Here is a 25,885-nt window from a genome sequence, read left to right as displayed (position 1 = left end):
GCTCCCGAGCATCTGCCCCCGTCCTTTCCACGAGCGCCCCACCCCCACCGGCACCTGATCGTCGGGACGGCCGCGAACCGCCGCTGCGCGGCGGACCCTCCTCGGGGTCGGGTCGTGCGGGGCTGGAAAGGTGCCTACCCGCGAGTAGGGCGGGGTTCAGGTACGGACTATTCTCCCGGGCATGCCGTATTTGGAGCGCTCTGGTGATGTTTTCGTCCTGTACCTCGGCAACGAGGGTGAGACCGACAACGAGAACCGTTTTTCGCCGGACTGGATCGATGCCTTCCACGCCGCGCTCGACAAGGTCGAGGCGTCCGAGGGTGCTGCCGCGCTGGTCACCGTCGCGACGGGCAAGTACTACAGCAACGGTCTCGACACCGACTTCGTCTTCGGCAACCTCGACAAGGTGCACGGTTACCTCGACCGGGTGCATTCGCTCTACACCCGCCTGTTGACCTTCCCGATGCCGACGGTCGCCGCGGTCAACGGGCACGCGTTCGGCGCGGGCGCGATGCTGGCCACCTCCCACGACTTCCGCGTGATGCGCGGTGACCGCGGGTTCTGGTCGCTGCCCGAGGTGCACCTCGGCATGCCGTTCACGATCGGCATGAACGGCTTGCTGAAGGGTCGCCTGAGCAACCAGGTGTGCGTCCAGGCGATGACCACCGGTCACCGCTTCGGCGCCGACGAGGCCATCGCCGCGGGCATCGCCGACGCCAAGGCCGCCGCCGAGGAGGTGCTGCCCGCCGCGATCGCTCGCGCCGCCGCGCTGACCAGCCTGCGCAAGCCGATCACCCCGATCATCAAGACCGCGCTGCACGCCGAGACCCTCGCCGCGCTCGCCACCCCGGTCACCCCGGAGAACCTTCCCTTCGGCAACTGACCGCGCTCGCCGGTGCGCCGCTGTCGGGCACTGATGCAAGACTGGGGGTATGGCACCCTCGCGCACCGGCGAACTCACAGCCACCGCCTCCGACGCCGCGATCGTGGCTGCCTCGGACGAGCTGATCGGGCTCTCGCACGCGATCCACGCCGAACCCGAGTTGGCCTTCGCCGAAACGCGTAGCGTCGCCAAGGTCCTCGCGCCGCTGGTCGAGCGCGGATTCGCCGTCACGACCGGCGTCGCCGGGCTGTCGACGGCCTTTCGCGCCGTCTACGGCAGCGGCCCGCTGACCGTCGGCATCTGCGCCGAATACGACGCGCTGCCCGAGATCGGCCATGCCTGCGGGCACAACATCATCGCCGCGTCTGCCGTGGGCGCCGCTATCGGATTGGCCGCGGTGGCCGACGCGCTCGGCCTGACCGTGGTGGTCCTCGGCACGCCCGCGGAGGAGAGCGGCGGCGGCAAGGTGCTCATGCTGGAAGCGGGCGCTTTCGACGACATCGCGATGGCGATGATGGTGCACCCAGGGCCCGCCGACATCGTCGGCGCGCGCTCGCTGGCGTTGGCCGATCTCGCCATCGTCTTCCATGGCCGCGAGGCGCACGCTAGCGCCGCGCCCGAACTGGGCCGCAACGCCGGCGACGCGGTCACCCTGACCCAGGTTGCTGTCGGCTTGCTACGTCAGCATCTGCGTCCCGGTCAGCAGCTGCACGGTATAGTGTCCGACGGTGGCGTAGCCCCCAACATCGTGCCCGGCCGTGCGGAGTTGCTGTACTACCTGCGTGCGGCCGATTCCGACTCCCTCGACGACCTGATGCGCCGAGCGAAGGCGTGTTTCGAAGCGGGCGCCCTGGCGACGGGCTGCACCCACGACATACGGACGCTCGCGCCCACCTATACCGAGCTCACCCCCGATCCGGTTCTCTCCGCTGCCTACCGTGCGCAGATCACCGGGTTGGGACGGGTGCCGATCGCACCCGAGCTCGAGGTGCTGCGGCCGCTCGGGAGCACCGACATGGGCAACATCACCAACGTCGTCCCCGGTATCCACCCGGTGATCGGCATCGATGCGGGCGGCGCGGCGACCCACCAACCGGCCTTCGCCGCCGCCGCGGTGAACGCCTCGGCGGACCGGGCGGTGCTCGACGGCGCGCTCGCGTTGGCACGTACCGCTGTCGCGGTCGCACGCGATGAAGTACACAGGGACAGGCTGTTGCAACGGCTGATCGAACGACAGGAGGACATTCGGTGACCATCTCCGGCCATCCGGGCACCGCACGCGCAGGCTCCGACGCGCTATCGATGGGTGTGGGCACCCACTCGATGGCCCGCGAGACCGCAGCGTGTCCGACCACGCCGGACGCCGAACCAACTCTGATGTCGGGAACCGAGATCATCGACGCATGGCTGGCCGAACACACCGGTGACCTGGTGCAATGGCGCAGGCACATCCACGCGAACCCCGAGCTGTCGCGCGCGGAGTTCACCACCACCGAGTTCGTATCCGGCTGGCTCACCAAGGCCGGGCTGAACTGGCAGGTGCTGCCGGGCGGCACCGGCCTGATCTGTGACTTCGGCCCCGCCGATCGTCCGCGCATCGCCCTGCGCGCCGATATGGACGCGCTGCCGATGCAGGAATTCACCGGGCTGACCTTCGCCTCTACCGTGCCCGGCGTGTCGCACGCCTGTGGGCACGACGCGCACACCACCGTGCTGCTCGGCGCCGCGCTCGCGCTCGCCGAGGCGCAGGACCGGTTGCCGGTGGGGGTGCGGTTGGTGTTCCAGCCGGCCGAGGAAGTGATGCCGGGCGGTGCGCTCGATGTGGTCGCGGCCGGTGGGATGACCGGGGTGGACCGGATCTTCGCCCTGCACTGCGACCCGCGGCTGGAGGTCGGCAAGGTCGGGGTACGGACCGGTGCCATCACCTCGGCGGCCGACACTGTCGAGTTGGTCTTCGACTCGCCCGGTGGACACACCTCGCGACCACACCTGACCAGCGACCTGGTGTACGCGATCGGAACTGTCATCACCGGATTGCCCGGGTTGCTGAGCCGACGCGTCGACCCGCGCACCAGCACCGTCATGGTCTGGGGTGCTGTGAGTGCGGGCAAAGCGCCCAACGCGATTCCGCAGACGGGCATGCTCACGGGCACCGTGCGCACCGGTGATCACGCCACCTGGTTGCTGCTGGAACCGCTGGTTCGCGAGATCATCGACGGGCTGCTCGCGCCGACCGGTGTGCGCTACCAGCTCAATTACAAGCGCGGTGTGCCGCCGGTGGTCAACGACCCGACGTCGGCGACGATGTTCGAGAACGCGATCCTGGCGATGGGCCAGGACGCGCTGGCCGACACCCCGCAGTCGGGCGGTGGCGAGGACTTCTCCTGGTACCTGGAGGAAGTGCCCGGCGCCATGGCCAGGCTGGGTGTGTGGTCCGGTGTCGGCGAGCAGTTGGACCTGCACCAGCCGACGTTCGACATCGACGAGCGCGCGCTGGCGGTCGGCGTGCGAACCCTGACCAACATCATCCTGCAAGCACGCTGAGCCGTCCCGGCGCCGGTACGTGACCGGCGCCGGAACGGCTCAAGCTCCAGGCCCGACGTTCTTGCTGTTGCGGGTGCGCAAGGCGTGGACGTAATCCTCTGGGGCGCCTGCTTTTTCGGCGGCGTCGGCGATGACGCCGATGTAGCGGGCCGAGGGTAGGCCGCCTTCGTAGGCGTCGAGGACGTAGAGCCAGGCCAGGCGGGACTCGCCCTGGGTACCGTTGACCCGGATTCGGATCTTCTTGTGGATTCCGAAGTCGGAGCCCTCCCAACGGTCGAGGCTGTCCTCGTCCTCGGGGGAGACGTCGTAGAGCACGACGAACACCCGCGAGCCGGGATCCTCGACCACGGTGGCCAACGGCCCTTCCCAGCCGATGTCGTCACCGGCGAAGGTCAGGCGCCAACCCTCCAGCCACCCGGTCCCGGACATGGGCGAATGCGGGCAGCGTTCCAGCATCTGCGTCGAGTCCATGTTGGACCCGTAGGCGGCATAGATCGGCACCATGGAACTGTAGCCAATAACCGCGGTGGAATTCCTGTCTCCCACCCAGATCGGCTGACGATCACACTCGCCGGTGGCGCGGTGACAACCGCGGTCGCGCCCGAGGACCCCTGCGTGGTGACGCTTCGCTACCGCCTCCGGGCCCGCCGGTCACGCCGAGAACGTGGTGCAGAACACGCGCACCGATGTTCACCGATCCGACCCGGTCGTGTCACAACGCACCTGAAAGGATGGCTTCGACAGCACGGACGAGCCCTCACAAGGGGCAGGTCCGATCAGGCGAGCACAAGGAGCGTGACTGGTGGCACGGATTGCGATCATCGGCGGTGGGCCGGCCGGATACGAGGCGGCACTGGTAGCGGCCCAGCACGGGGCCACGGTGACCCTGGTCGACGCCGACGGCATCGGTGGCGCCTGTGTGCTGTGGGATTGCGTGCCGTCGAAGACCTTCATCGCCTCGACGGGCCTGCGCACCGATCTGCGTCGCGCGCGCGACCTCGGCATCAACATCGATGCCGACCAGGCGAAGGTGCATCTGCCCGAGGTGAACGCGCGCGTCAAGGCGCTGGCGCTGGCGCAGTCCTCCGATATCCGCACCAAGTTGCAGGCCGCGGGTGTGCAACTACTTCCGGGTACCGGCGAATTGGTCGGGCCCGCACCGGGTTTGGCGCATCGTGTGCGTGCCACGCTGGCCGACGGCAGTACCGAGGAGTTCGAAGCCGAGGTCGTGTTGATCGCGACCGGCGCCAGCCCGCGGGTGCTCCCGGGCGCCGAGCCCGACGGTGAGCGGATCCTGAACTGGCGTCAGCTCTACGACCTGCCGGACCTGCCGGAGACGCTGGTGGTCGTCGGATCCGGCGTCACCGGCGCCGAATTCGTGTCCGCGTACACCGAGATGGGCGTGCGGGTGAAGCTCGTGTCGAGCCGCGATCGCGTGCTGCCCGGCGAGGATGCCGACGCTGCCCTCGTGCTGGAGGAAGCTCTCGCCGAACGCGGTGTCGAGCTGGTCAAGCACGCCCGCGCCGATGCTGTGGAGCGCACCGCCGACGGCATCGTGGTGAAGCTGTCCGACGGCCGTACCGTCACCGGCACGCACGCGCTGATGACCGTCGGCTCCACCCCGAACACCCAGAACCTGGGGCTGGACCGGGTCGGTATCGAACTCGATCGCGGTGGGTACCTTCGCGTCGACCGGGTTTCGCGCACCGCGGTGCCCGGGATCTACGCCGCCGGTGACTGCACGGGCCTGCTCCCGCTGGCTTCGGTCGCCGCCATGCAGGGCCGGATCGCGATGTACCACGCGCTCGGCGAGGGTGTGAGCCCGATCAGGTTGAAGACGGTGGCCTCGGCGGTGTTCACCCGGCCGGAGATCGCGACCGTCGGCGTCAGCCAGACCGCCATCGACAACGGTGAGGTCCCCGCGCGCACCGTGATGTTGCCGCTGAACACCAACCCGCGCGCGAAGATGTCGGGCCTGCGGCGCGGTTTCGTCAAGATCTTCTGCCGACCGGCGACCGGTGTGGTGATCGGCGGTGTGGTGGTCGCGCCGATCGCCTCGGAACTGATCCTGCCGATCGCGCTGGCGGTGCAGAACAATCTCACGGTCACCGACCTGGCGCAGACGTTCTCCGTGTACCCCTCCCTTACCGGTTCTCTCACCGAAGCCGGACGTTTGCTGATGCGCCACGACGACCTGGACTGAGCCCGTCGGCGCAGTGCTGTGAAACGAATCACAGGGGTGCCGGGTTTCGAATTGTGTTGTTCGCCAACGCCGCTCGTCGATTCTCGGCAACCGCTACACCAGGTGTTTGCGCAGGCGGATCCCGGTGCGCGCGAAACCTGGTGCTGCGTTGCCTGTCCCGCGCTCGTGTGGTTGACTCACCGACGAGGCGCGATCAGTTGTGATCGCGTGGTGGAGCAGTGGGGGATTCCCTCCGGGAAAGGGATTACGAAAAGTGAAGCATCGTAAGCCGAGTCGGGCGCAGCGAGCGATGGCAAGCACGTCGTTGCCTTTGGCTGCCGCGGCAGCCGTGGCAACCCTTCTCGCGGCACCGGCCGGCGCGGTCCCCAGTGACCAGCCGACCACGCCCGCGACTCCGGCTCCTGCGCAGCCGGGCCAGCCTTCGGGTGAAGTAGAAGCTCCGGAGACCCCGGAAAGCGTCAAGCCGGGTCAGACGAAGCCGACGCCGGCCCAGCCGGGTGTCACCAGCCCCGCGCCGGGCCAGCCGGAGCAGGGCACCCCCGCCAAGCCGACGCCGAGCCAGCCGGGTGTCACCAGCCCGCGTGTCGCGCCGCTGCCGGTGCCGGGACAGGCACAGCCCGCGGTCCAGCCGGAGCGGGCCGGCGCCACGCCCGACCAGCCGGGCGCCACCACTCCCGAGACGGGTGCCACGCCGAGCCAGCCGGGCGCCACGCCGGGTCAGTCGGGTGCCACGCCGGGTCAGCAGACGCAGCCCTCCGTGCCGTCCGATCAGGGGACCGGAACCGGCACCGAGACCGAGGTCGAGTCTCCGGACACCCTCATCCAGGAGCCGAAGGAGCCGGCCTGGCAGGCACCGCGCCTGGCCAACGCGCCCGCCGCCCCCGTCGTCGAGATGGAAGGCCCGCGTCAGGAACTCGGCGTCACCATCGACGGCGCCGGGATCCTCGCCAACACCCACCACTACAACAACGCTTCGGGCTATGTCGGCACCGTCGGCTACCGGGCGCCGGGTGGCGGTTTCGGTGACGCGGGTGTCGCGGTCGAGTACATCGGCGCGAACGAGGTCAAGGTCACCACCTTCAACGGTGGCGACGGCCGCAGTGACAACACCACGGTGACCGTGCTCGACACCACGCAGGCCAACCTGGCCAAGGCCGCGGTGGAGAATTGGATCAAGGCGCAGCCGGGCGGTACCGCCGCGCTGGATGCGGCCGCGAAGGCTACACTGCCCGTGCCGGGGGAGTTGCTTCAGACGTTGAACGTCGCGGGTGTGAACACCCAGTGGGGTGGCTCGATCCAGTACTGACACGCAGTACGTCGTGTGGGGCGGTCGCCTTCGACCGCCCCACACGTGTGTCCCGGGAAAGGATTGGACTTGGGCACCGAGGGCGACGACAACGAACGCGGCGAGCAACGACCTGCTGCGGAATTCGGGCCTCCCGTAAGCGGATTCGGGCCGCCGGTCGATGACTCCGGTTTCGGCGGGCCTTTGCCCGCCGTGCCGCCGCCCGCGCCGTCCGGGGTTCCGGAACGGGGTTGGCGACCGGCCGGTCCGCCGTCCGGTGCGCCGGCTCCAGGCCCGTTCGGTCCGCCTGCCGGTGCACCCGCGCCAGGCCCGTTCGGTGGGCCGGTCGCGGGTCAGCCGCCGCTCGCTCCGCCGCCGGGTCCGCCCGGTAGTCCGTTCGGTGGTTCGGTGCCGCCCGGTCCGTCGGTCGGTCAAGCGCCGCCCCGACTGCCCGAAGGTCGCCGTTCCGCGCCGACGTCCGTTTTCGGTGACGCGCTGGCGACGCCGCCGCCTGCCGGGCCGGGTCCGCGCACCGCGGCGCCTTTCGGCGGCCCCACCGCGACCGGTGCGGATGCGCCGGCCGGTCCCGGATCGCGGGAGTCCGCGCCTTTCGGTGGCCCCACCCCGGGCGGTCCGCCCGCTGCCGACCCGACGGTGCGTTTCGGGGGTGAGCAACCGCGCGGTGAGAACTCTGTGTTCGGTGACTCGGTGTTCGGTGATTCCGTGCCGGTGACTTCCGGCCGTGAGCTCACCGAGGTGATCCGCCGCGGTCGCCCCGGCCCTACCGATGCTGTGCCGCAGGCACTCTCGCGCGATGCCGTGACTTCCCCGGATCCGGTACGCCCGCCCGAGGGCACTCGCACCCCGCTGGTGCCCGACAAGCCGAGGCCCGCCGCTGAGAAGGCGTGGTGGGACAACCCGGACGACGACGGCGCGATCCCGAAGCCGCCTTCCGAACCCGGCCTGTCGTGGGCCGACGACCCGATCGCGCGCCGTCTCGCGCCGAAGACCCCACTCACTCCTGCGCCGGTGGAGGAGGAAGCCGACAGCAAGCGCCTGCGCTGGATCATCGGCGGTGTGGCCGCGGCCGTCCTGCTCGTGGTGGCACTTGTTCTGACCATCGGACTGGTCAAGCGCGGCGGCGGTGCCGATCCCGGCGTCACGGCCGCCCCGGTTCCCTCGATCGCCTCGGCCACCGAATGTCAGTCTGTCGCAGAGCAATCCGTGACGGTGGGCAACGGTCCGGGCGACACCAGCACGGGCGCCAGGGCCATCCTCGGCTTCCAGTACGCCTTCTACACCGACCGTTCCGGGGCGAAGGTGCGCGAATTCGTGGCACCCGATGCCGAGAACATCTCGCCTGCCGAGACGATCCAGCAGGCGATCGACAGTCAGATCCCCGCGGGCACCACCCACTGCGTGAAGATGCGCGAGACCAGCGTGGGCCACTACGACGTCGAGCTGCGCGAAATGCATCCTGACGGCTCGGCGGTGGTGTACAAGCAGGAAATCATCACCACGAACACCGACGGGAAATGGCAGGTCAAGTCCATCACCGCACGGTAGCGTCTCATTTTATGGGACGATAATTTCACATTCTGGCGGACCATATGCAATCGTAGGATGATTGCTTCTCTTGGCGTCCCCGGAGGTTCCCATGTCGCTGACCATTCCAGCATTGGCGGGCAAGCTCGCCGGCCTACAGAGCTCGGCGATCAGGGACCTGCTCGAGCTCACCGCCCGCGACGACATCATCAGCCTCGCGGGCGGCCTCCCCGATGCCGCCCTGATGCCGCGCGAGCGAATCGCCCGCGCCGCCGAGACCGCACTGCGCGCCCCCGCCGTCCTGCAGTACACCGAGTCCTCCGGCTGGCCCGCTCTGCGCGAGGTGATCGCGGCCCGCGAGTCGGCCAAGATCGGCCGCACGGTGCCGGCTGCCGAAGTCTTCATCACCCACGGCTCCCAGCAGGCGCTTTCACTCCTGGCCGAAGTCCTGCTCGACCCCGGCGCCCTCGTGATCGTCGAAGATCCCTCGTATGTCGGTGCGCTGCAAGTGTTTCGGGCCGCGGGCGCGCGCATCGAAGCGGTCCCTCTGGACAGCGACGGTATGCGCCTGGACGTCTTGGAAGACCTCCTCGCGGCGGGTGAACGCCCCGCCGTCGTGCACACCGTTTCCACCTTCCACAACCCGGGCGGGGTCACCCTCACGCCCGAACGCCGCTGCCGCCTCGCGAAACTGGCCGAGGCGCACGGCTTCTGGGTCATCGAAGACGACCCCTACGGTGAACTCTGGTTCGACAACCCCGCCCCCGCGCCCGTTGCCGCGCACTCACCTCAGGTGATCCGACTCTCCAGCGTCTCCAAGATCCTCGCTCCGGCCCTGCGGGTCGGCTGGCTGATCGCCCCCGAAAGAGTCTGCCGTGCGGTGGAACTCCTCAAACAAGGCGCGGACCTCTGCGGCTCGGCACTCACCCAGCAGATCGCCACCGATCTGCTGACCGACACCGAGTGGCTGGCCGCCCACATCGATGCGATCCGCACCACCTACGGTGCCAGAGCCCGCGCGCTGGTCTCCGCCGTCCGCACCACCTTCGGTGACCGCGTCCACTGCACAGACCCCACCGGTGGCATGTTCATCTGGGCCGAATTCACCGACAACACGAACACTTCCACCCTCCTGCCCGCCGCCTTGGAATCGGGCGTCGCCTACGTTCCCGGTGCCGCCTTCGCTGTCTCCGACACCACGCCCAACACCCTCCGGCTCTGCTTCACCACCTCGGACGAAGCCACCCTCGCCGAAGCGGTCATCCGCTTGTCGAAGGCCGCGCGGACCGCCGACTGAGATCGGCGCCGAGACTGAACTCGCTCTACCGGGTGGTGGTCGTCGCGGCGTCCATCGGGCGCCGAATGCGAGCAGGGCTGGAGTCGGCCGATCGGGCCTGTGTCCGTGCTGGTCAGGGCTGGTCTGCTCGATGGGCGTGCCGGGCGAATGCGAGTTGGCGCCGGGGTTTTGCGGGCCGATGCTGGACGTATGGAATATGCGGAGTACGTGCGGTTTCTTCCTCAGCGATATCGCGAGGAGGTGATGCTCGAACCGGTGGCGAGTTGGTTCGCGTGGCGCGGCAATCGGGTGCATGTCGCGCGTGCCGGTGCGGAGGATGCGCCCGTGCGGGTGCTGGCGTTGCACGGGGCGGGCGGGCATGCGGGGTTGGTGTGGCCGTTGCTCGGTATCGGTGCGGCTGAAGGGGTATCGGTGCTGGCGATGGATCTGCCGCTGTACGGCGACACCGTGGTGGCCGACCGGGGCGCGGTGCGCTATCGCGAATGGGTCGAGCTGGTCGGTGATTTCGTGGTGGCCGAGACGGCGTCCGACGATCGTCCGCTCATCGTGTTCGGGGCGAGTCTGGGCGGGATGCTCGCCTACGAGGTGGCCGCGCGAACGGGTCGGATCGCGCATGTGGTGGCGACCTGCTTGCCCGACCCCGCCGATCCGGCGACGCGGCGGGCGCTGGCCCGCTGGGGGGCTACCGCGATGCTGCCACCGCTGCTGCTCGCCGGTGTCGCCGCGGTCCTCGGGCGGGTACGGGTGCCGATCCGCTGGCTGGTCGACATGGCGAATATGAGCCTGGACCCGTCGTTGTCGCGGCTGTGTGCCACTGATCCGCGGGGCGGGGGAGTACGCATTCCGCTCGGATTTCTCGCGGACTTCCTGAGCTTCCGGCACACTCCGCCGGAAGAGTTCGCCGCCGCACCGGTGACCTTGGTCCATCCCGCCGCGGACCGATGGACGCCGCCGGAACTCAGCTTGCGATTTCTCGATCGCCTCAGCGCACCCACCAGTGTGGTGCTGCTCGACGGCTGCGGACACTTCCCGGTCGAGGAGCCGGGGGTCACCCAACTCGCCGACACGCTACGGGCGGTCATCACCGAGGTCGGCGCGCGGTGACGGGTGGGAAGTGAGGGCCGACGCCAGCGCCGTCAACCCTTCGGCGCTCACGGTGTGGCGGGTGAGGACGCGATGTACTTGCGCGTCGACCGCGTGAACCAGGGTCTGTGCCGTGAGCAGGGGATCCGGTCCGCCACGATCGCAGCGCCGCAGGTGGTACTCCACTTCGGCGACGAGGTAGTCCTCGAATGCCCGGACCGCCGCGAGTTCGATCGGCAGGCTCAACGCGACCCGGTGCAGTAGCGCGTTCAAGGCGGGTCGATCGCGGTGGAGGTCGGCGACGACCTCCATGATCGCGCGCATGCTCTCGTCGAACGGCGGTTGCTCGACCCGCAAACGCGCGAACACCTCGCTCAAACGTTGCCCGCTGTCGAGGAGGTGGCGTTCGGCCAACGCGTGCAGCATGGCCTGCTTGTTCGGAAAGTACTGGTACAGCGTGCCGATGGACAGGCCGGCCCGTTCCGCGATGCGATTGGTGGTCGCGGTCGCGCCTTCGCGGGAGAACACCTGGGCGGCCGCTTCGAGCAGCGTGTCCACGGTGATCCTGGAGCGCTGTTGGCGCGGCAGCTTGCGCGGCCGGTTCATACCCAGTTGTAGGTGCGTTCGACGGCCTTGTTCCAGTCGGCGTAGCGGTGGGTGCGCTCGTCTTCGGGCATTTCCGGGGTCCAGGTTCGGTCGGCGGACCAGTTGGCGCGCAGGTCGTCGAGGCCGGACCAGTAGCCGACCGCCAGCCCGGCCGCGTAGGCGGCGCCGAGGGCGGTGGTTTCACTGACCACCGGGCGGACCACGGGGACGTCGAGAATGTCGGCTTGGAATTGCATGAGCAGGTTGTTGCCGGTCATGCCGCCGTCGACTTTGAGCGTGGTCAGCTCGAGGTCGAGGTGTTGGGCGGCGGCGTCGGCGCGCATGGCGTCTACGACTTCGCGGGTTTGGAAGGCGGTGGATTCCAGTGCGGCCCTGGCCAAGTGGGCCTTGGTGACGAAGCGGGTGAGGCCGGCGATGACGCCGCGGGCATCGGGTCGCCAACGAGGGGCGAACAGACCGGAGAAGGCGGGTACGAAGTGAGCGCCGCCGTTGTCGTCGACGCTGCGGGCCAGGGGCTCGACCTCCTCGGCGGAGGAGATGATGCCGAGGTTGTCGCGCAGCCACTGGACCAGGGAGCCGGTGACGGCGATGGAGCCCTCGAGGGCGTAGACGGCGGGTGCGTCGCCGAGCTGGTAGCAGGCGGTGGTGAGCAGGCCGTGCTTGCTGAACACCGGGGTGGTGCCGGTGTTGAGGAGCATGAAATTGCCTGTGCCATAAGTGTTCTTGGCTTCGCCGGGGATCAGGCAGGCCTGACCGAAGGTGGCCGCTTGCTGGTCGCCGAGAATGCCCGCGACCGGGATACCCTCGAACGGGCCGGAGGTGATGTCGGCGTAGACCTCCGACGAGCTGCGGATCTGCGGTAGCAGCGACATCGGAATGCCGAAATCGGCGCAGATCCGCGAATCCCATTGCAGGCTGCGTAGATCCATCAGCATGGTGCGCGAGGCGTTGGTGACGTCGGTGAGGTGTTCACCGGTCAGCTTCCACAGCACCCAGCTGTCCATGGTGCCGAAACACAGGTCGCCGGCCTCGGCGCGTTCACGGACGCCGTCGACATTGTCGAGGATCCAGCGCAGTTTCGGACCGGCGAAATAGGTCGAGAGCGGCAGCCCGGTGCGGTCGGCGTAGCGCTGCGGTCCTTGATCACCCGCGAGTTCGGTGCACAGCCGATCGGTGCGGGTGTCCTGCCAGACGATGGCGTTGTACACGGGCTCGCCGGTGGCCCGATCCCACACCACGGTGGTCTCGCGCTGATTGGTGATGCCGACCGCGGCCAGATCCCCGGCCGAGCACCGGCTGTTGCCCAAGGCCGCACCGAGCACCGACTCGGTGTTGCGCCACACCTCCGCCGGATCGTGCTCCACCCAGCCGGGCTGGGGAAAGATCTGCCGATGCTCCCGCTGTGCGGTCCCGACGATCCGACCCTGCCGATCGAAGATGATGCACCGACTCGAAGTCGTGCCCTGATCGATGGCAGCCACATAGCGACGCATTGGTGCAGGTTACCGAAAGCCCGGCCCGCGTCCGCACGCTTTGTCGTAGGCGATGGCGCGCACCGGGGTTGCCGGTGGCCCGCGGCAGAGGTGGGCGCCGTGGTGAAACTCGGCCCCGCTGACCGCGCAGAGGTGTGGGAGCAGGGACCAGTCGGTCGACCGTCGGATTCGGCGCACGCGCTGAATTTCGCCCCCACGCCTCGCCGCGCACGTCTTCGTCGTCGAGCGGGCACTACCTTTAGCCTGTACGCAGCGGCGCCGGGAACTCGGCGTTGACCCCACTGTCGACTGGGACCGGCCGAAATCGGTCGGCGGCGAGGAGTCGAGCATGTCGCAGACACCGGAGTTTCCGTTCCTGCACCCGGGTGAGTTGGTCGCGGGCGGGAAACGCGACCGGCTCGGGCCGGGCGACCTCGGGCCCGAACATCGGCGTAGCGCCTGGGAGCGTCTGGGCAAGGACCAGTTCGATGTCCTGGTCGTGGGCGGTGGTGTGGTCGGTGCCGGCATCGCGCTCGACGCGGCGACCCGCGGTCTGTCGGTCGCGCTGGTCGAGGCACGCGATCTCGCGTCGGGTACGTCGAGTCGTTCGTCGAAGATGTTCCACGGTGGCCTGCGCTACCTCGAACAGCTCGAATTCGGCCTGGTCAGGGAGGCGCTGAAGGAACGTGAGCTGGCGCTGTCGACCCTGGCGCCGCATCTGGTGAAGCCGCTGCGCTTCCTCTACCCGCTGACGCATCGCGTGTGGGAGCGACCGTACGTCGCCGCGGGCCTGACCCTGTACGACACCATGGGCGGAGCGAAATCTGTTCCAGGACAGCATCATCTGACCCGGCACGGTGCGCTGCGCCTGGCACCCGGGCTGCGCCGGGATTCGATGATCGGCGGGGTCACCTACTACGACACCGTCGTCGACGACGCTCGCCACACCATGACGGTCGCCCGCACGGCCGCCCACTACGGCGCGGTGATCCGCACCTCCACACAGGTCGTCGGCCTGCTGCGCGAGGCCGACCGGGTCGTCGGGGTGAAACTGCGCGACACCGAGGACGGGCGCACCGGCGAGGCGCGCGCGAATGTGGTGATCAACGCGACGGGTGTCTGGACCGACGAGGTGCAGAGTCTGTCGCATCAGCGCGGTCGATTCCATGTGCGCGCGTCCAAGGGCGTGCACATCGTGGTGCCGCGCGACCGCATCGTCAGCGATGCCGCGATCATCCTGCGCACCACCACCTCGGTGCTGTTCATCATCCCGTGGGGCGCGCACTGGATCGTCGGCACCACCGATACCGACTGGAATCTCGACCTCGCCCACCCCGCGGCGACCAAGGCCGATATCGACTACCTGCTCGACCGGGTCAACGAGGTGCTGGTCACCCCGCTCACCCACGCCGACATCGACGGCGTCTACGCGGGCCTGCGACCACTGCTGGCGGGGGAGAGCGACGAAACGTCCAAGCTCTCGCGCGAACACGCCGTGGCCAGGGTCGCACCCGGACTGGTGAGCATCGCGGGCGGCAAGTACACCACCTACCGGGTGATGGCCGCCGACGCGATGGACGAAGCGGCGCAGGATATTCCGGCCCGCGTCTCGCCCTCGATCACCGAGAAGGTCGCGCTGCTCGGCGCCGACGGCTACTTCGCGCTGGTCAACCAGACCGTGCAGCTCGCCGAGCACTACGGCATCCACCCGTACCGGATGACCCACCTGCTCGACCGCTACGGCTCCCTGGTCGACGAGGTGCTCGTCATGGCCACGGGCAAACCCGAACTCCTGCAACCGATTACCGATGCCCCCGCGTACCTTCAGGTCGAAGCGGTCTACGCGGCCGCGGCGGAGGGCGCGCTGCACCTCGACGACATCCTGGCCCGTCGCACCCGCATCTCGATCGAATACTCCGATCGCGGCGCGAACTGCGCCGAGCAGGTCGCCCACCTCGTGGCGCCGGTACTCGGCTGGGACGCAGACGATATCGATCGCGAGGTGTCCACCTATCAGGCGCGCGTGCGGGCCGAAATCGAGTCGCAGGCCCGACCCGACGACAAGTCGGCCGACGCACTGCGGGCGGCCGCTCCCGAGCCGCGTCCACAGTTGCTGGAACCGATGCCCCAGGACCGCTGAGCCTCAGACCGGGTCGATGCGAGCCCGGAGCAGGCAGAACTCGTTGCCCTCGGGGTCGGCCAGCACATGCCACGGCTCGCGGCCTGTCTGGCCGATGTCGGCCGGACGCGCCCCGAGGGCCAGCAGGCGTTCGAGTTCGGCGTCCTGATCGCGGTCGGTGGGGTTGACGTCGAGGTGCAGCCGGGATTTCCCGCGCGCGGGCACTGCTTCGCCACTGAGGATGATCGTCGCCTGCGGTCCGCCGAACCCGTCGCGCGGGCCGATCTCCACGGTGCCGTCGTCTTCGCGATCGAGCACGACGAAGTCCAGGACCTCGCACCAGAATCGGGCGAGAGCCTCCGGGTCGCGACAACCGAGTACAAGCTCACTGATCCGACACGCCATCGCCGAACCTGCTCTCTACCTGGGGTACCGTCACCGAAATCCGCTGGCCCGCAGCGGGAAAACCATCCCGAGATCGTAGCGGAAGAGCAGCCGTCCAGCGACGGGTTTCAGGGAGGGGGCTGGCAGCTCGGGCAGAAGAAGATGCCACGTTCGCGCTGGGTGATGCGGTCGGCGGAGTTGTCCTCACCGAGCAGTTGGGAGGCGATGGGGGTGCCGCACCGGGGGCAGGAACGGCGAGTACGGCCGTAGACCATGGCGCGCCATGGTGGTTGGTGCGCGGCCTTGCCGAGGACGCGGTGAGCTTCGTCGACGAGCGCCACGAGATCGGGGATGTCGCCGACGGGGGTGGCCGGATGGACCTTGCGCAAAAAGCAGATCTCGCTGCGGTAGATGTTGCCGATGCCCGCCAGATTGCGCTGGTCGAGCAGGGCGAGACCGACGGCGCGGCGGGGGTACTCGGTGAGCCTGCGCAAGGCCTCGGCCGCATCCCAGTCCGGGCCGAGCAGATCGGGGCCGAGGTGGTCGATGACAGTGTGTTCGTCGGCGCGCAACAGCACCTGAACCTTGCCGAGCGAGAAGCCGACGGCCTCGACCTCGTCGTTGGCGAGCACCAGTCGCGCGGTGGCCGCGGGTTTGGTCCAGCGCTGGCCGCGGTGGAACACCCGCCACACGCCTTCCATCTTCAGGTGGGTGTGCACGCTCACGCGTTCGGTGCGGACGAACAGGTGCTTGCCGTAGCTGACGACCTCCTCGACACGCTCGCCGACCAGATTCACGGTGGCGTACCGCGGAACCCGGAAATCACTGCGGGTCAGCGTTTTACCGACCAGCGCCGTGCGTAGCCGCCGCGCGGCATGGAAGACGGTGTCGCCCTCGGGCATTCGACTACACCTGCCTGCGCAGCCGCAGGCCGCTGGGGGTCATCGAGAAACCGGCCTCGACGAGGACTTCGGCGAAGAGGTTGCCGTGCACGGTCTCTCCGTTGATCTTGTCGATCACCAAACTGTCCACCCTCCGGTCGCGCACCAGCCCGGCCAGCGCTACCGCTGCCGCCCGGCGCGAGCCGATGTCCTCGGTGAAACTGAGCAGAGTCTTGCCGCCGCGCTCGGAGTAGAGCACCAGTTCGCCGCCGACCAGCACCACCACAGCGCCCGCTTTGCGGCCCGGCCGATGACCACCTTCGGCGTCGCTCTTCGGCCACGGCAGGGCGGCGCCGTAGGGATTGGCGGGGTCACACGCCGCCAGGGCGAGCGCGACGAGCGATCGGGTGTTGTCACGGTCGGTGTCGAACGAGCGCACACGGTCGACGGTGTCGGTGGTGGAGAACTGGGCGCCACCGAGCGTGTCGACGAAGTAGCCGCGCCTGCACCGGCCGCGATCCTCGAACTCGGTGAGCACCCGGTACATCAGCTGGAAACCGCCGGATATCCCCTCGTTCTGCACCGAACCGCGAGTCAGCACGCCATAGCGTTCGATGAGCTGATCGGCGGTGGCGTGGGCGCGAACGGTGTTGTCCTGCACCCGTTCGGGCAGGATCGACCAGCGGCCCGCCAGTGTCGGCGGGCCCGTGCGGGTCGGCATCGACGGTCGCGGCAGGTACGCGCGACCGCGGGGAGCGCGACGGGGGGCGCGGTGGGCGGTGGTGGTGCGGGCGGTGCCCGACAGCAGGGCGCGCACGGGGGCGAAGGTGTCACCGGAGACGTAACCGGCCCAGACGAGCTGCCACAGTGCGTCCGCGGCTGCCTTGTCGTCGAGCAGGCCCGCGGCGTCGCAGAGTTGGCGGAAGAAGAAGGCGCCACCGCCGCGCAGGGTGAGCGGAAGTCGTGGGAGGTCGGCACCCCGCCGCGCTGCCGCGCCGGCGGAAACGGGGGGCGCGTGGTCGTCCGGGCCAGGCCGACCGCTGGTGGAAGCGGGTGGTGGAGTCGTGACGTCGGTGTCGTTGTTCGCGGTCACCGAGGTGTGGTCGGGTGCGTCGAGGTCGACCACCTCGCGTTCGCTGGTGCGCGAACGTTTGCCTGTCGGCGTCGTCGCCGGGTCGGCGGGGGCTTTTCGGTCCCGGGCAGGCTTCGCAGTGGTGGCTGCGTCCGAGTCGGCCACCACACCGCGAGCGGAGCCGGGTGGGGGCCATGGCTCCAGGTTCGCGCCGAGTGCGGCAAGGAGGCCGAGCTGGATATCGGTGGGGTCGATCTCATCGGCCGGAGGCAGGGTGAAGGGAGCCTGATCGGCCAGGTGCAGGGCGATCCAGCCGTCGCGCGCGGTGATCGCACCATGGCCCGACCACACCACCTCACCGGTCGCCATCAGCTCGTCCAGCATGGCGGGGGAATAGTCGCGGACCCGCAGCGGCAGGATCAGTGACTCCCAGGCCGAGGCCGGAATCGGCACGCCCGCAAGCTGTTCCACGACAGTCGCCACGCCGTCGACGCCGCGGAGCTCGCCGGACCCGACGTGCTGCCAGGCGGGCAGGAAGCGCGCGAAAGCCGCGGTGGAGACCGGCTCGACCTCGTGCCGGGCGGCAGCCAGCGAACGGCGGCGCAACCGGCGCAGGACCTGGGCATCACACCACTCGCCGCCCGCGGTGCCCGGCGTGAACTCGCCTTCCACAACCCGCTTCTCGGCGAGCAGGCGGTGCAGCGACGTCGCGGCCACGGCGCTACCCAAGCCGAAGCGGTCGGCGACCGCGGCCGTCGTGAACGGCGCATGCGTGCGCGCGTAGCGGCCGACGAGGTCGCCCAGCGGATCGGGCACCGGCTCGATGAACGCCGCGGGCACCCCGATCGGCAAGGGCACCCCGAGCGCGTCCCGCAGCCGCGCCGCGTCTTCGACCGCCACCCACCAGGTGCGTCCCGCGAACGAAACCTCCAGCGCCCGCCGCGAATCCCGCAGTTCCTCGAACCACACCGGCGCGTCGGAGTCGAGGAGCAGGTCACCCTCGCCTCGACCGGAAGCGAGTCCACCTGCTGTTGCGTCGTCGGAGGGAGCGGCACTCGATGCGACGCGATCGTACGGCTCGGCTGCGCGAGCACCCCCGGCGAGTTCATCGGACTCCGAGGCGCGTTCGTGGGTGCGGTACTCGTCGGGTGCTCGACTTTCCATGGCCTCGGCATGGCGGGCCGCGGCTGCGGTGCCGGGCCGGGGCACACAGCGGGCCGCGGCCTCGACGGGTGTGAGGGGGCCGAGCAGGCGCAGGAGGTCGGCCAGGCCTTCGGCGTCGCGAGCTCGACGTTCGGGGGTGAGGCGCTGGAGTTCTTGTTCGGTCAGGGCGATGATGGCCGGGTCGAGGAGTTCGCGTAGTTCGACGCGACCGAGCAGTTCGGCGAGCAGACTCGAGTCGAGCGCCAGTGCGGCGGCGCGGCGTTCGGCCAGTGGGCTGTCGCCGTCGTAGAGGAACTGGCCGATGTAGGAGAACAGCAAGGCGCCGGCGAAGGGCGACGGGCTCGCGGTCTCGACTTCGATCAGCCGGATCTCACGGCGGGCGACCTTGGTGAGCAGTTCGCGCAGGGCAGGCAGGTCGTATACGTCGCGCAGGCATTCGCGGACGGTTTCCAGCAGGATCGGGAACTGCGGGAACTTGCGTGCCACATCGAGCAATTGGGCAGAGCGCTGCCGCTGCTGCCACAGGGGTGCGCGCTTGCCGGGGTCGCGGCGGGGCAGCAGCAGCGCCCTGGCGGCGCACTCGCGGAAGCGGGAGGCGAAAAGAGCTGAGCCGCCGACCTGTTCGGTGACGATGTCGTCGATCTCGTCGGGTTCGAAGGCGAACAGTTCGGCGCCGGGTGGCTGGTCGGTGGTGTCGGGCAGGCGCACCACGATGCCGTCGTCGGAGGCGGTCGGGGCGGCGTCGATGCCGAACTGTTCCTGCAGACGCGCGCCCACCGCCAGCGCCCACGGTGCGTGCACCGGGGTGCCGTACGGGGAGTGCAGGACCAGTCGCCAGTCGCCCAGTTCGTCGCGGAAACGCTCCACGACCAGCGTGCGGTCGGTCGGCAATTGACCTGTGGCACCGCGCTGTTCCTCGAGCAGGCCGACCAGATTGGCGGTCGCGTTCTGATCGAGTCCGGCCGTGCGGACCAGATGCTCGAGCCGTACGGCGGGTTTGCCCTGCTCGGCAGGCGAGTGCTCGGCCTGCGCCGACTTCTCCGGCGCGGCGGCCGACGCCATGTTCGCCACGATCCGCGTCAACTCGTTCGCCGGTACCTGACCGGCCGTGCGAACGAATTCACCCAGTGCGGCGCCCAATTCGGCCGGGCGCCCCAACCCGTCGCCATGCCAGAACGGCAACCGGCCCGGCAGCCCGAACGCCGGTGACACCAGCACCCGGTCGAAGGTGATCTCCTCGATCCGCCAACTGGTCGCACCGAGCGCGAACACATCACCGACGCGCGATTCGTAGACCATCTCCTCATCGAGTTCGCCCACTCGAGAAGCCTTCTCGCCAACCATGAACACCGCGAACATGCCACGGTCGGGGATCGCGCCACCGGAGGTCACCGCCAGGCGTTGCGCGCCGGGACGCCCGGTGAGGGTGCCGGCGTCGCGGTCCCACACCACCCGCGGCCGCAGTTCGGCGAACTCGTCGGACGGATAGCGCCCGGCCAGCAGGTCGAGCACCGATTCGTACGCCGAGCGGGGCAGCTGCGCGTAGCTGCCGGTGGAGCGGACGATATCGAACCAGGCGTCGACGTCGACGGGTTCGAGCGCGCACGCCGCCACGGTCTGCTGGGCGAGGATGTCGAGCGGGTGCGCGGGGATCTGGATCTTCTCGATCTGCCCCGCGAGCATGCGCTGGGCGGCGACCGTGCAGTGGATGACGTCGGTGCGGTGCTTGGGGAACAGCACGCCGCGCGAGACCTCACCGACCTGGTGCCCGGCGCGGCCGACCCGCTGCAAGCCACTGGCCACCGATGGCGGCGACTCCACCTGCACCACCAGATCCACCGCGCCCATGTCGATGCCGAGTTCGAGGCTGCTGGTGGCCACCACACACCGCAGGCGACCGGTCTTGAGGTCGTCCTCGATGAGGGCGCGCTGTTCCTTGCTGACCGACCCGTGATGGGCACGCGCCAACAGGTGCTCGGCGCCGTGGATCACCTCGGTGGACGGGCCGAGCTGGGCGGGCGGCTTGTGCTCGGTCTCCACCGGCTCGCCGAGGCGGGCGGCGTAGGTCTCGTTGAGTCGCGCGGTCAGCCGCTCGGCGAGTCGCCGTGAGTTCGCGAACACGATCGAGGACCGATGCTCGAGCACCAGGTCGACGATGGCCTCGTCGACATGCGGCCAGATCGACCCCGGCTGATCGGAGTCACTCCCGGGGTCGGTCATATCGGCCACCGGCACCCGTACCGACAGGTCGAAGGTCTTCGGCGCGGGTGGGCGCACGATGGTGATCGGCGCGTTGCCCACCAGGAACCGCCCGACCTCCTCCGGCGGGCGCACCGTCGCCGACAAGCCGATCCGCTGCGCGGGCCGCTCGGTGAGCTGATCCAGCCGCGCCAGCGACAACGCCAGGTGCGCGCCGCGCTTGGACCCGGCGATGGCGTGTACTTCGTCGACGATCACCGTGTTCACCTGGGCCAGCGTTTCGCGAGCCGCGGAGGTCAACAGCAGGAACAACGACTCCGGCGTGGTGATGAGGATGTCCGGCGGCGTGCGCAGCATCGCCCGTCGCTGGGCCGGGGGAGTGTCGCCGGAGCGCACTCCCACCGAGATGTCCGGCGGGTCGAGCCCCAACCTTTTCGCCGTTTGCGTCACCCCTACCAGCGGCGCCCGGAGATTGCGCTCCACATCCACAGCCAGCGCCTTCAACGGCGACACGTACAGCACCGACGTGCCCCTGGACGCGCCCGGTTCCGGTGGCTCACGCTGCGCCAGCTGGTCGATGGCCCACAGGAACGCCGACAAGGTCTTGCCCGATCCGGTCGGCGCGATCACCAGTGTGTTGTCTCCGGCGGCGATCGCGTCCCACGCGCCGAGCTGGGCCGACGTCGCGCCGGGGAAGGCGCCGTCGAACCACTGTGCCGTTGCGGGGGAGAACCGATCCATAGCACCAAGTGTGCACCGACCCACCGACAACCTCGCCGACATCATGCGCCCCGACCTGCGTGAACCCGCCGATGACCGGGACGGCATATCACCCGGGGTGTGGCGTGGATCGCACTCGTGGCTACCCTCGACTCTCGTGCAAACGGTGCTGAGAGTCGACCTTGTCGGCCATGGCCTTACCGAGGCGGTACGTAAGGCGCGTTTCCCTGTCGATGAACCCCTTGACGAGTCGGGGCGTGCCGCCGTGCGCGCCTGCGTGCCGCTCGATGACGCGCTGGTGCGGACGGGGCCCGAGCGCCGCGTCCGGGAGACGGCGGAGGAGTTGGGCCTGCTCGGCGAGCAGGACGTGCGATTACGGGATCTCGATGCCGGGTCGTGGCGAGGTAGTGAGATGAGCACCCTCGCTCAGGACCAACTGTTCGCCTGGCTCACCGATCCCGAATTCCGCGGGCACGGTGGGGAATCCGTCACCGACCTGGTCGATCGGGTGCGGTTCTGGTTGGCGGAGATCGCTTCGTCGGGGCGCGACACCGTGGCAGTGACACATCCGGCCGTGGTGCGAGCGGCGCTGCTGGTGGTGCTCGACGCACCCGCGAAGTCGTTCTGGCGCATAGATGTTCCACCCGCGAGCATCACCCGGTTGCACTACCGGGGCAACTGGACCTTGCGACTCGGCAACGGATAACGAAGAAGGCCCCAGAGTCGAAACTCTGGGGCCTTCTTCGTAGTAGCGGGAACAGGATTTGAACCTGCGACCTCTGGGTTATGAGCCCAGCGAGCTACCGAGCTGCTCCATCCCGCGTTGCAAATACCACTTTACACGGGGTGGGTCAGAAGACGAAATCGCCTGATGGGCGCGGTCGCGCGGCGCGCGCGGACGCGGCGGTTACGTCTGGCTCATCAGCCGAAATGGATGCCCTGCGCGAGCGGGAGTTCGGTGGAGTAGTTGACGGTGTTGGTGGCCCGGCGCATATAGGCCTTCCACGAGTCGGAGCCCGACTCCCGGCCGCCGCCGGTGTTCTTCTCCCCGCCGAACGCGCCGCCGATCTCCGCGCCCGAGGTGCCGATGTTGACATTGGCGATGCCGCAGTCGGACCCGGCCAGGAACTGTTCGGCCTCGCGCTGGTCGAGAGTGAAGATCGACGAGGAAAGGCCCTGCGTCACACCGTTGTTGAGGGCGATAGCGTCGTCGATTTCGTCGTAGGTGAGCACATACAGGATCGGCGCGAATGTTTCCTCGCGCACGAGTTCGGTCTGCGCCGGCATGCGAACGAGAGCGGGCCGCACGTAGTAGGCGTCGGGACCGAGCGTTTCGACTCGTTCACCGCCACAGATGATGTCGCCGCCCTCGGTGACCGCGCCGACCAGTGCCTTTTGCATCGCTGCGAAGGCACGCTCGTTGATCAGCGGCCCGACCAACACCGCATCGTCGAGCGGATTGCCCACGGGCAGTTGGCTGTACGCCGCCGCGAGCCGTTCGAGGAGTTGATCGGCGATCGAACGATGCGCGATCAACCGCCGCAGGCTCGTACACCGCTGGCCTGCCGTACCCGCCGCGGAGAAGACGATGGCGCGCACCGCCAGCTCCAGATCGGCACTCGGCGCCACGATCGCGGCGTTGTTGCCACCCAACTCGAGCAGGCAGCGCCCGAACCGCCCCGCCACCCGCGGGGCGACGGTGGCGCCCATGCGCACCGAACCGGTCGCGCTCACCAGGGCGACCCGGTGATCGTCCACCAACGCCGAGCCGACGGCGGCGTCACCTTGAATCAGTTGGTGCACTTCGGGATCCGCTCCTACATCGACCGCCGCGCGCCGCAGCAGCGTGTGACACGCCAACGCCGTCAACGGCGTGGTCTCCGACGGCTTCCACACCACGGTGTCGCCACACACCAGCGCGATCGCGGTATTCCACGCCCACACCGCGACAGGGAAATTGAACGCCGAGATCACCCCGACCACCCCGAGGGGATGCCACGTCTCCATGAGTCGGTGGCCGGGCCGCTCCGAAGGCATGGTGGCGCCGTAGAGTTGGCGTGAGAGCCCGATCGCGAACTCACAGACGTCGATCATCTCCTGCACTTCGCCCAGCGCCTCGGGGCCGATCTTGCCCGCCTCCAGCGTCACCAGCTCGGCGAGCTCGTCCTGGTGGGCCACCAGCAACTGGGCCAGCCTGCGCACCAGCGCCGCTCGCACCGGTGCGGGGACGGTGCGCCAGGTGTCGAAGGCGCTCGCGGCGCGGCCGATCGCGGCGTCCACGTCGGCGGGAGTATCGGTGGTCAGCGGCAACAGGACACCGCCGGAGATCGGCGTCCGCGCGAGCAGCGGGCCGGGTTGCGGCACAGCGGCGCCGAGGCCCTGCAGTAGCGCCCTGGCTCGCAGTGCGAGCTGCTCGGAGAAGTTCACGGTCTGCGTCATCGGTACTCTGCTCACCTTCTGCTGTTTGGTAGGACTCACGGAAAAGTTCGGGAGAATTCGGAGGGGAACGGAAAGAAGTTTTCCCCGCGCGAGCCTCGCGCTGAGTTAGCCTTCGCTGATGGCGGACACACCGGCTCGACCCCAGCTCGACGACATCGATCGACTATTGATCAAAGAACTGATGGCCGATGGACGCGCCACTTTGTCGAATCTGGCGGAGAAGGCCAGCCTCTCGGTCTCCGCGGTGCAATCGCGGGTGCGCAGGCTCGAAGCGCGCGGTGTGATCCGCGGGTACGCGGCGCAGGTGGACCCCGAGGCGCTCGGGCACTTGTTGTCGGCGTTCGTCGCGATCACTCCTCTCGATCCCTCCCAGCCCGATGACGCGCCCGCCCTGTTGCAACACATCCCCGGGATCGAGGGGTGTCACTCGGTAGCGGGTGAGGAGAGCTACGTGTTGCTGGTGCGGGTGGCCTCGCCTCGGCATCTGGAACATCTGCTGCAGGAGATCAGGGCCACGGCCAACGTGCACACCCGCAGCACCATCATCCTGCAGACATTCTATGACAGGTAGCGATCTGTCGTAATTTGATTCGCGATTCCGTAGAACTTCCGTAAATATTTGCGTATCGTCGGCTTCGTGACCATCGAACTGGAGCGCCCCGGCGCGGCGGTCATCCCCGCCAACCGGGTCCACGAAATCCTGTCCTCGCACATCCTCGCGGACGGCTTCGAACTCGTTCTCGACCTACACCGATCGCACGGCCGCACGCTCGTCGACGAACGCGACGGCACCGGCTATCTGGACATGTTCGGCTTCTTCGCCTCCAACGCCCTCGGGATGAATCATCCCGCGCTGGCCGGCGACGAACGTTTCCGCGCCGAACTGGCCACCGCCGCGCTGAACAAGCCGAGCAACTCCGACATCTACACCATAGAAATGGCCCGCTTCGTCGACACCTTCGCGCGGGTACTCGGCGATCCGCGCTTACCGCACCTGTTCTTTGTCGACGGTGGTGCGCTCGCGGTGGAGAACGCGTTGAAAGTTGCTTTCGACTGGAAGAGTCGGCACAACGAATCACACGGCCGCCCAGCGGAACTCGGCACCAAGGTATTGCACCTGACCGGCGCCTTCCACGGGCGAAGCGGCTACACGATGTCGCTCACCAATACCGACCCGGTCAAGACCGCGCGATTCCCGAAGTTCGACTGGCCCCGAATCGACACACCGCACACGTTCGCCGGTCCCGACATCGCCGCGCTCGAAGCGCGCGCCATGGCCCAGGCCGAGCGGGCCTTCGCCGACCATCCGCACGACATCGCCTGCTTCATCGCCGAGCCGATCCAGGGCGAAGGCGGTGACCGCCACCTGCGACCGGAATTCCTCGCCGCCGTGGCGCGGCTGTGCCATGCCAACGACGCGCTGTTCGTCCTCGACGAGGTGCAGACCGGCGTCGGCCTGACCGGAACCACCTGGGCCTTCCAACAATTGGGTGTCGAGCCCGATGTGGTGGCCTTCGGCAAGAAGACCCAGGTCTGCGGGATCATGGCAGGCGGGCGGGTCGACGAGGTGGTCGACAATGTCTTCCGGGTGAGTTCGCGACTCAACTCCACCTGGGGCGGCAACCTCACCGACATGGTCAGAGCTCGACGCATTCTCGAAGTGCTGGAACAGGATCGACTGATCGAGGGCGTGGCAGCGCTCGGTGCGTTCCTGCTCGACCAGCTCGGTCGGCTCACCGTCGCACACCCGAATCTGGTCAGCGAGGCGCGTGGGCGTGGGTTGATGTGTGCGATCACGCTGGCGACGCCGGAGCTGCGCGATCGGGTGGTGACCCAGCTGCGCGAACGTGAGCATGTGTTGCTGTTGGGCACGGGGGAGCGCGGTATTCGGTTCCGTCCGGCGTTGACGGTGACCGAGGACGAACTGCGTCAGGCCGTCGGTGCTCTCGACGCGGTACTCACGCGCGAACGCGGGTAACGCACCGGGCG

The 25,885-nt window shown here is 68.8% G+C and carries 19 protein-coding genes and 1 tRNA gene; 12 read left to right on the top strand and 8 right to left on the bottom strand.

Going from position 1 to position 25,885, the window contains the following annotated elements:
* The first annotated feature begins 181 nt into the window (after nucleotides 1–181).
* The 3 genes from ACFWUR_RS24940 (at nucleotide 182) to ACFWUR_RS24930 (ending at nucleotide 3,427) form a co-directional block, all read left to right on the top strand.
* The gene (locus tag ACFWUR_RS24940; protein ID WP_378909978.1) at nucleotides 182–883 is read left to right on the top strand and encodes an enoyl-CoA hydratase-related protein; all 702 of its coding nucleotides are present in this window, start codon (nucleotides 182–184) and stop codon (nucleotides 881–883) included.
* 49 nt (nucleotides 884–932) lie between these two features.
* Nucleotides 933–2,135: a M20 family metallopeptidase gene (locus ACFWUR_RS24935; RefSeq protein WP_378909977.1), complete on the top strand. Its 1,203-nt coding sequence runs from the start codon at nucleotides 933–935 to the stop codon at nucleotides 2,133–2,135.
* A gap of 125 nt (nucleotides 2,136–2,260) precedes the next feature.
* On the top strand, nucleotides 2,261–3,427 hold the full coding sequence (locus ACFWUR_RS24930; RefSeq protein WP_378909999.1) for a M20 family metallopeptidase: 1,167 nt from the start codon (nucleotides 2,261–2,263) through the stop codon (nucleotides 3,425–3,427).
* 39 nt (nucleotides 3,428–3,466) lie between these two features.
* Here ACFWUR_RS24930 and ACFWUR_RS24925 read toward each other — a convergent pair whose 3' ends face one another.
* Nucleotides 3,467–3,928, bottom strand: coding sequence for a gamma-glutamylcyclotransferase (locus ACFWUR_RS24925; protein WP_378909975.1), 462 nt, complete (start codon nucleotides 3,926–3,928; stop codon nucleotides 3,467–3,469).
* A gap of 301 nt (nucleotides 3,929–4,229) precedes the next feature.
* Here ACFWUR_RS24925 and ACFWUR_RS24920 point away from each other — a divergent pair, with 301 nt between their 5' ends.
* From ACFWUR_RS24920 to ACFWUR_RS24900, 5 genes are all read left to right on the top strand, one after another.
* Complete coding sequence (locus tag ACFWUR_RS24920) at nucleotides 4,230–5,630, top strand: NAD(P)H-quinone dehydrogenase (protein ID WP_378909973.1); 1,401 nt, start codon at nucleotides 4,230–4,232, stop codon at nucleotides 5,628–5,630.
* 289 nt (nucleotides 5,631–5,919) lie between these two features.
* Nucleotides 5,920–6,936, top strand: a complete 1,017-nt coding sequence (locus ACFWUR_RS24915; RefSeq protein ID WP_378909972.1) for a hypothetical protein — start codon at nucleotides 5,920–5,922, stop codon at nucleotides 6,934–6,936.
* Nucleotides 6,937–7,005: 69 nt separating this feature from the next.
* Nucleotides 7,006–8,481, top strand: coding sequence for a hypothetical protein (locus tag ACFWUR_RS24910; RefSeq protein ID WP_378909970.1), 1,476 nt, complete (start codon nucleotides 7,006–7,008; stop codon nucleotides 8,479–8,481).
* Between the two features lie 91 nt (nucleotides 8,482–8,572).
* Nucleotides 8,573–9,757 carry a PLP-dependent aminotransferase family protein gene (locus ACFWUR_RS24905; RefSeq protein ID WP_378909969.1) on the top strand — a complete coding sequence of 395 codons (1,185 nt, stop codon included), beginning with the start codon at nucleotides 8,573–8,575 and terminating at the stop codon, nucleotides 9,755–9,757.
* A gap of 189 nt (nucleotides 9,758–9,946) precedes the next feature.
* Nucleotides 9,947–10,861 carry an alpha/beta hydrolase gene (locus ACFWUR_RS24900; protein WP_378909967.1) on the top strand — a complete coding sequence of 305 codons (915 nt, stop codon included), beginning with the start codon at nucleotides 9,947–9,949 and terminating at the stop codon, nucleotides 10,859–10,861.
* Here ACFWUR_RS24900 and ACFWUR_RS24895 read toward each other — a convergent pair.
* Nucleotides 10,826–11,446, bottom strand: coding sequence for a TetR/AcrR family transcriptional regulator (locus tag ACFWUR_RS24895; RefSeq protein ID WP_378909966.1), 621 nt, complete (start codon nucleotides 11,444–11,446; stop codon nucleotides 10,826–10,828). The genes ACFWUR_RS24900 and ACFWUR_RS24895 overlap by 36 nt on opposite strands.
* A complete protein-coding gene (gene glpK / locus ACFWUR_RS24890; protein WP_378909964.1) occupies nucleotides 11,443–12,939 on the bottom strand; it encodes a glycerol kinase GlpK in 1,497 nt (498 codons plus the stop codon). The genes ACFWUR_RS24895 and glpK overlap by 4 nt, the downstream gene beginning before the upstream one ends.
* A 328-nt stretch (nucleotides 12,940–13,267) precedes the next feature.
* Here glpK and glpD point away from each other — a divergent pair, with 328 nt between their 5' ends.
* Nucleotides 13,268–15,058 (top strand): glycerol-3-phosphate dehydrogenase, encoded by a 1,791-nt coding sequence (glpD, locus tag ACFWUR_RS24885; protein ID WP_378909963.1) that lies wholly within the window; start codon nucleotides 13,268–13,270, stop codon nucleotides 15,056–15,058.
* Nucleotides 15,059–15,061: 3 nt separating this feature from the next.
* Here glpD and ACFWUR_RS24880 read toward each other — a convergent pair whose 3' ends face one another.
* The 3 genes from ACFWUR_RS24880 to ACFWUR_RS24870 form a co-directional block, all read right to left on the bottom strand.
* Nucleotides 15,062–15,442 carry a VOC family protein gene (locus ACFWUR_RS24880; RefSeq protein WP_378909961.1) on the bottom strand — a complete coding sequence of 127 codons (381 nt, stop codon included), beginning with the start codon at nucleotides 15,440–15,442 and terminating at the stop codon, nucleotides 15,062–15,064.
* Nucleotides 15,443–15,549: 107 nt separating this feature from the next.
* Entirely contained in the window at nucleotides 15,550–16,323 is a 774-nt protein-coding gene (locus ACFWUR_RS24875) for an Fpg/Nei family DNA glycosylase (RefSeq protein ID WP_378909960.1), read from the bottom strand.
* Between the two features lie 4 nt (nucleotides 16,324–16,327).
* Complete coding sequence (locus tag ACFWUR_RS24870) at nucleotides 16,328–21,478, bottom strand: DEAD/DEAH box helicase (protein WP_378909958.1); 5,151 nt, start codon at nucleotides 21,476–21,478, stop codon at nucleotides 16,328–16,330.
* Nucleotides 21,479–21,488: 10 nt separating this feature from the next.
* On the opposite strand from ACFWUR_RS24870, the gene ACFWUR_RS24865 reads away from it, so the two are divergent.
* On the top strand, nucleotides 21,489–22,163 hold the full coding sequence (locus ACFWUR_RS24865) for a histidine phosphatase family protein (protein ID WP_378909957.1): 675 nt from the start codon (nucleotides 21,489–21,491) through the stop codon (nucleotides 22,161–22,163).
* A 43-nt stretch (nucleotides 22,164–22,206) separates the two neighbouring features.
* Here the strand turns inward: ACFWUR_RS24865 and ACFWUR_RS24860 are convergent.
* Together ACFWUR_RS24860 and ACFWUR_RS24855 are read right to left on the bottom strand one after the other, a co-directional pair.
* Nucleotides 22,207–22,280, bottom strand: a tRNA-Met gene (locus ACFWUR_RS24860).
* A gap of 98 nt (nucleotides 22,281–22,378) precedes the next feature.
* Nucleotides 22,379–23,896, bottom strand: coding sequence for an aldehyde dehydrogenase family protein (locus ACFWUR_RS24855; protein ID WP_378909956.1), 1,518 nt, complete (start codon nucleotides 23,894–23,896; stop codon nucleotides 22,379–22,381).
* Between the two features lie 118 nt (nucleotides 23,897–24,014).
* Here ACFWUR_RS24855 and ACFWUR_RS24850 point away from each other — a divergent pair, with 118 nt between their 5' ends.
* Nucleotides 24,015–24,467: an Lrp/AsnC family transcriptional regulator gene (locus tag ACFWUR_RS24850; RefSeq protein ID WP_056818059.1), complete on the top strand. Its 453-nt coding sequence runs from the start codon at nucleotides 24,015–24,017 to the stop codon at nucleotides 24,465–24,467.
* Between the two features lie 66 nt (nucleotides 24,468–24,533).
* Nucleotides 24,534–25,874 (top strand): L-lysine 6-transaminase, encoded by a 1,341-nt coding sequence (lat, locus tag ACFWUR_RS24845; RefSeq protein WP_378909955.1) that lies wholly within the window; start codon nucleotides 24,534–24,536, stop codon nucleotides 25,872–25,874.
* Nucleotides 25,875–25,885 lie beyond the last annotated feature (11 nt).

The organism is Nocardia sp. NPDC058633 (assembly GCF_042717045.1).
Classification (GTDB): domain Bacteria; phylum Actinomycetota; class Actinomycetes; order Mycobacteriales; family Mycobacteriaceae; genus Nocardia.
The sequence above is the reverse complement of the archived record's forward strand: the minus strand, read 5'-3'. Positions and strand labels throughout refer to the sequence as shown.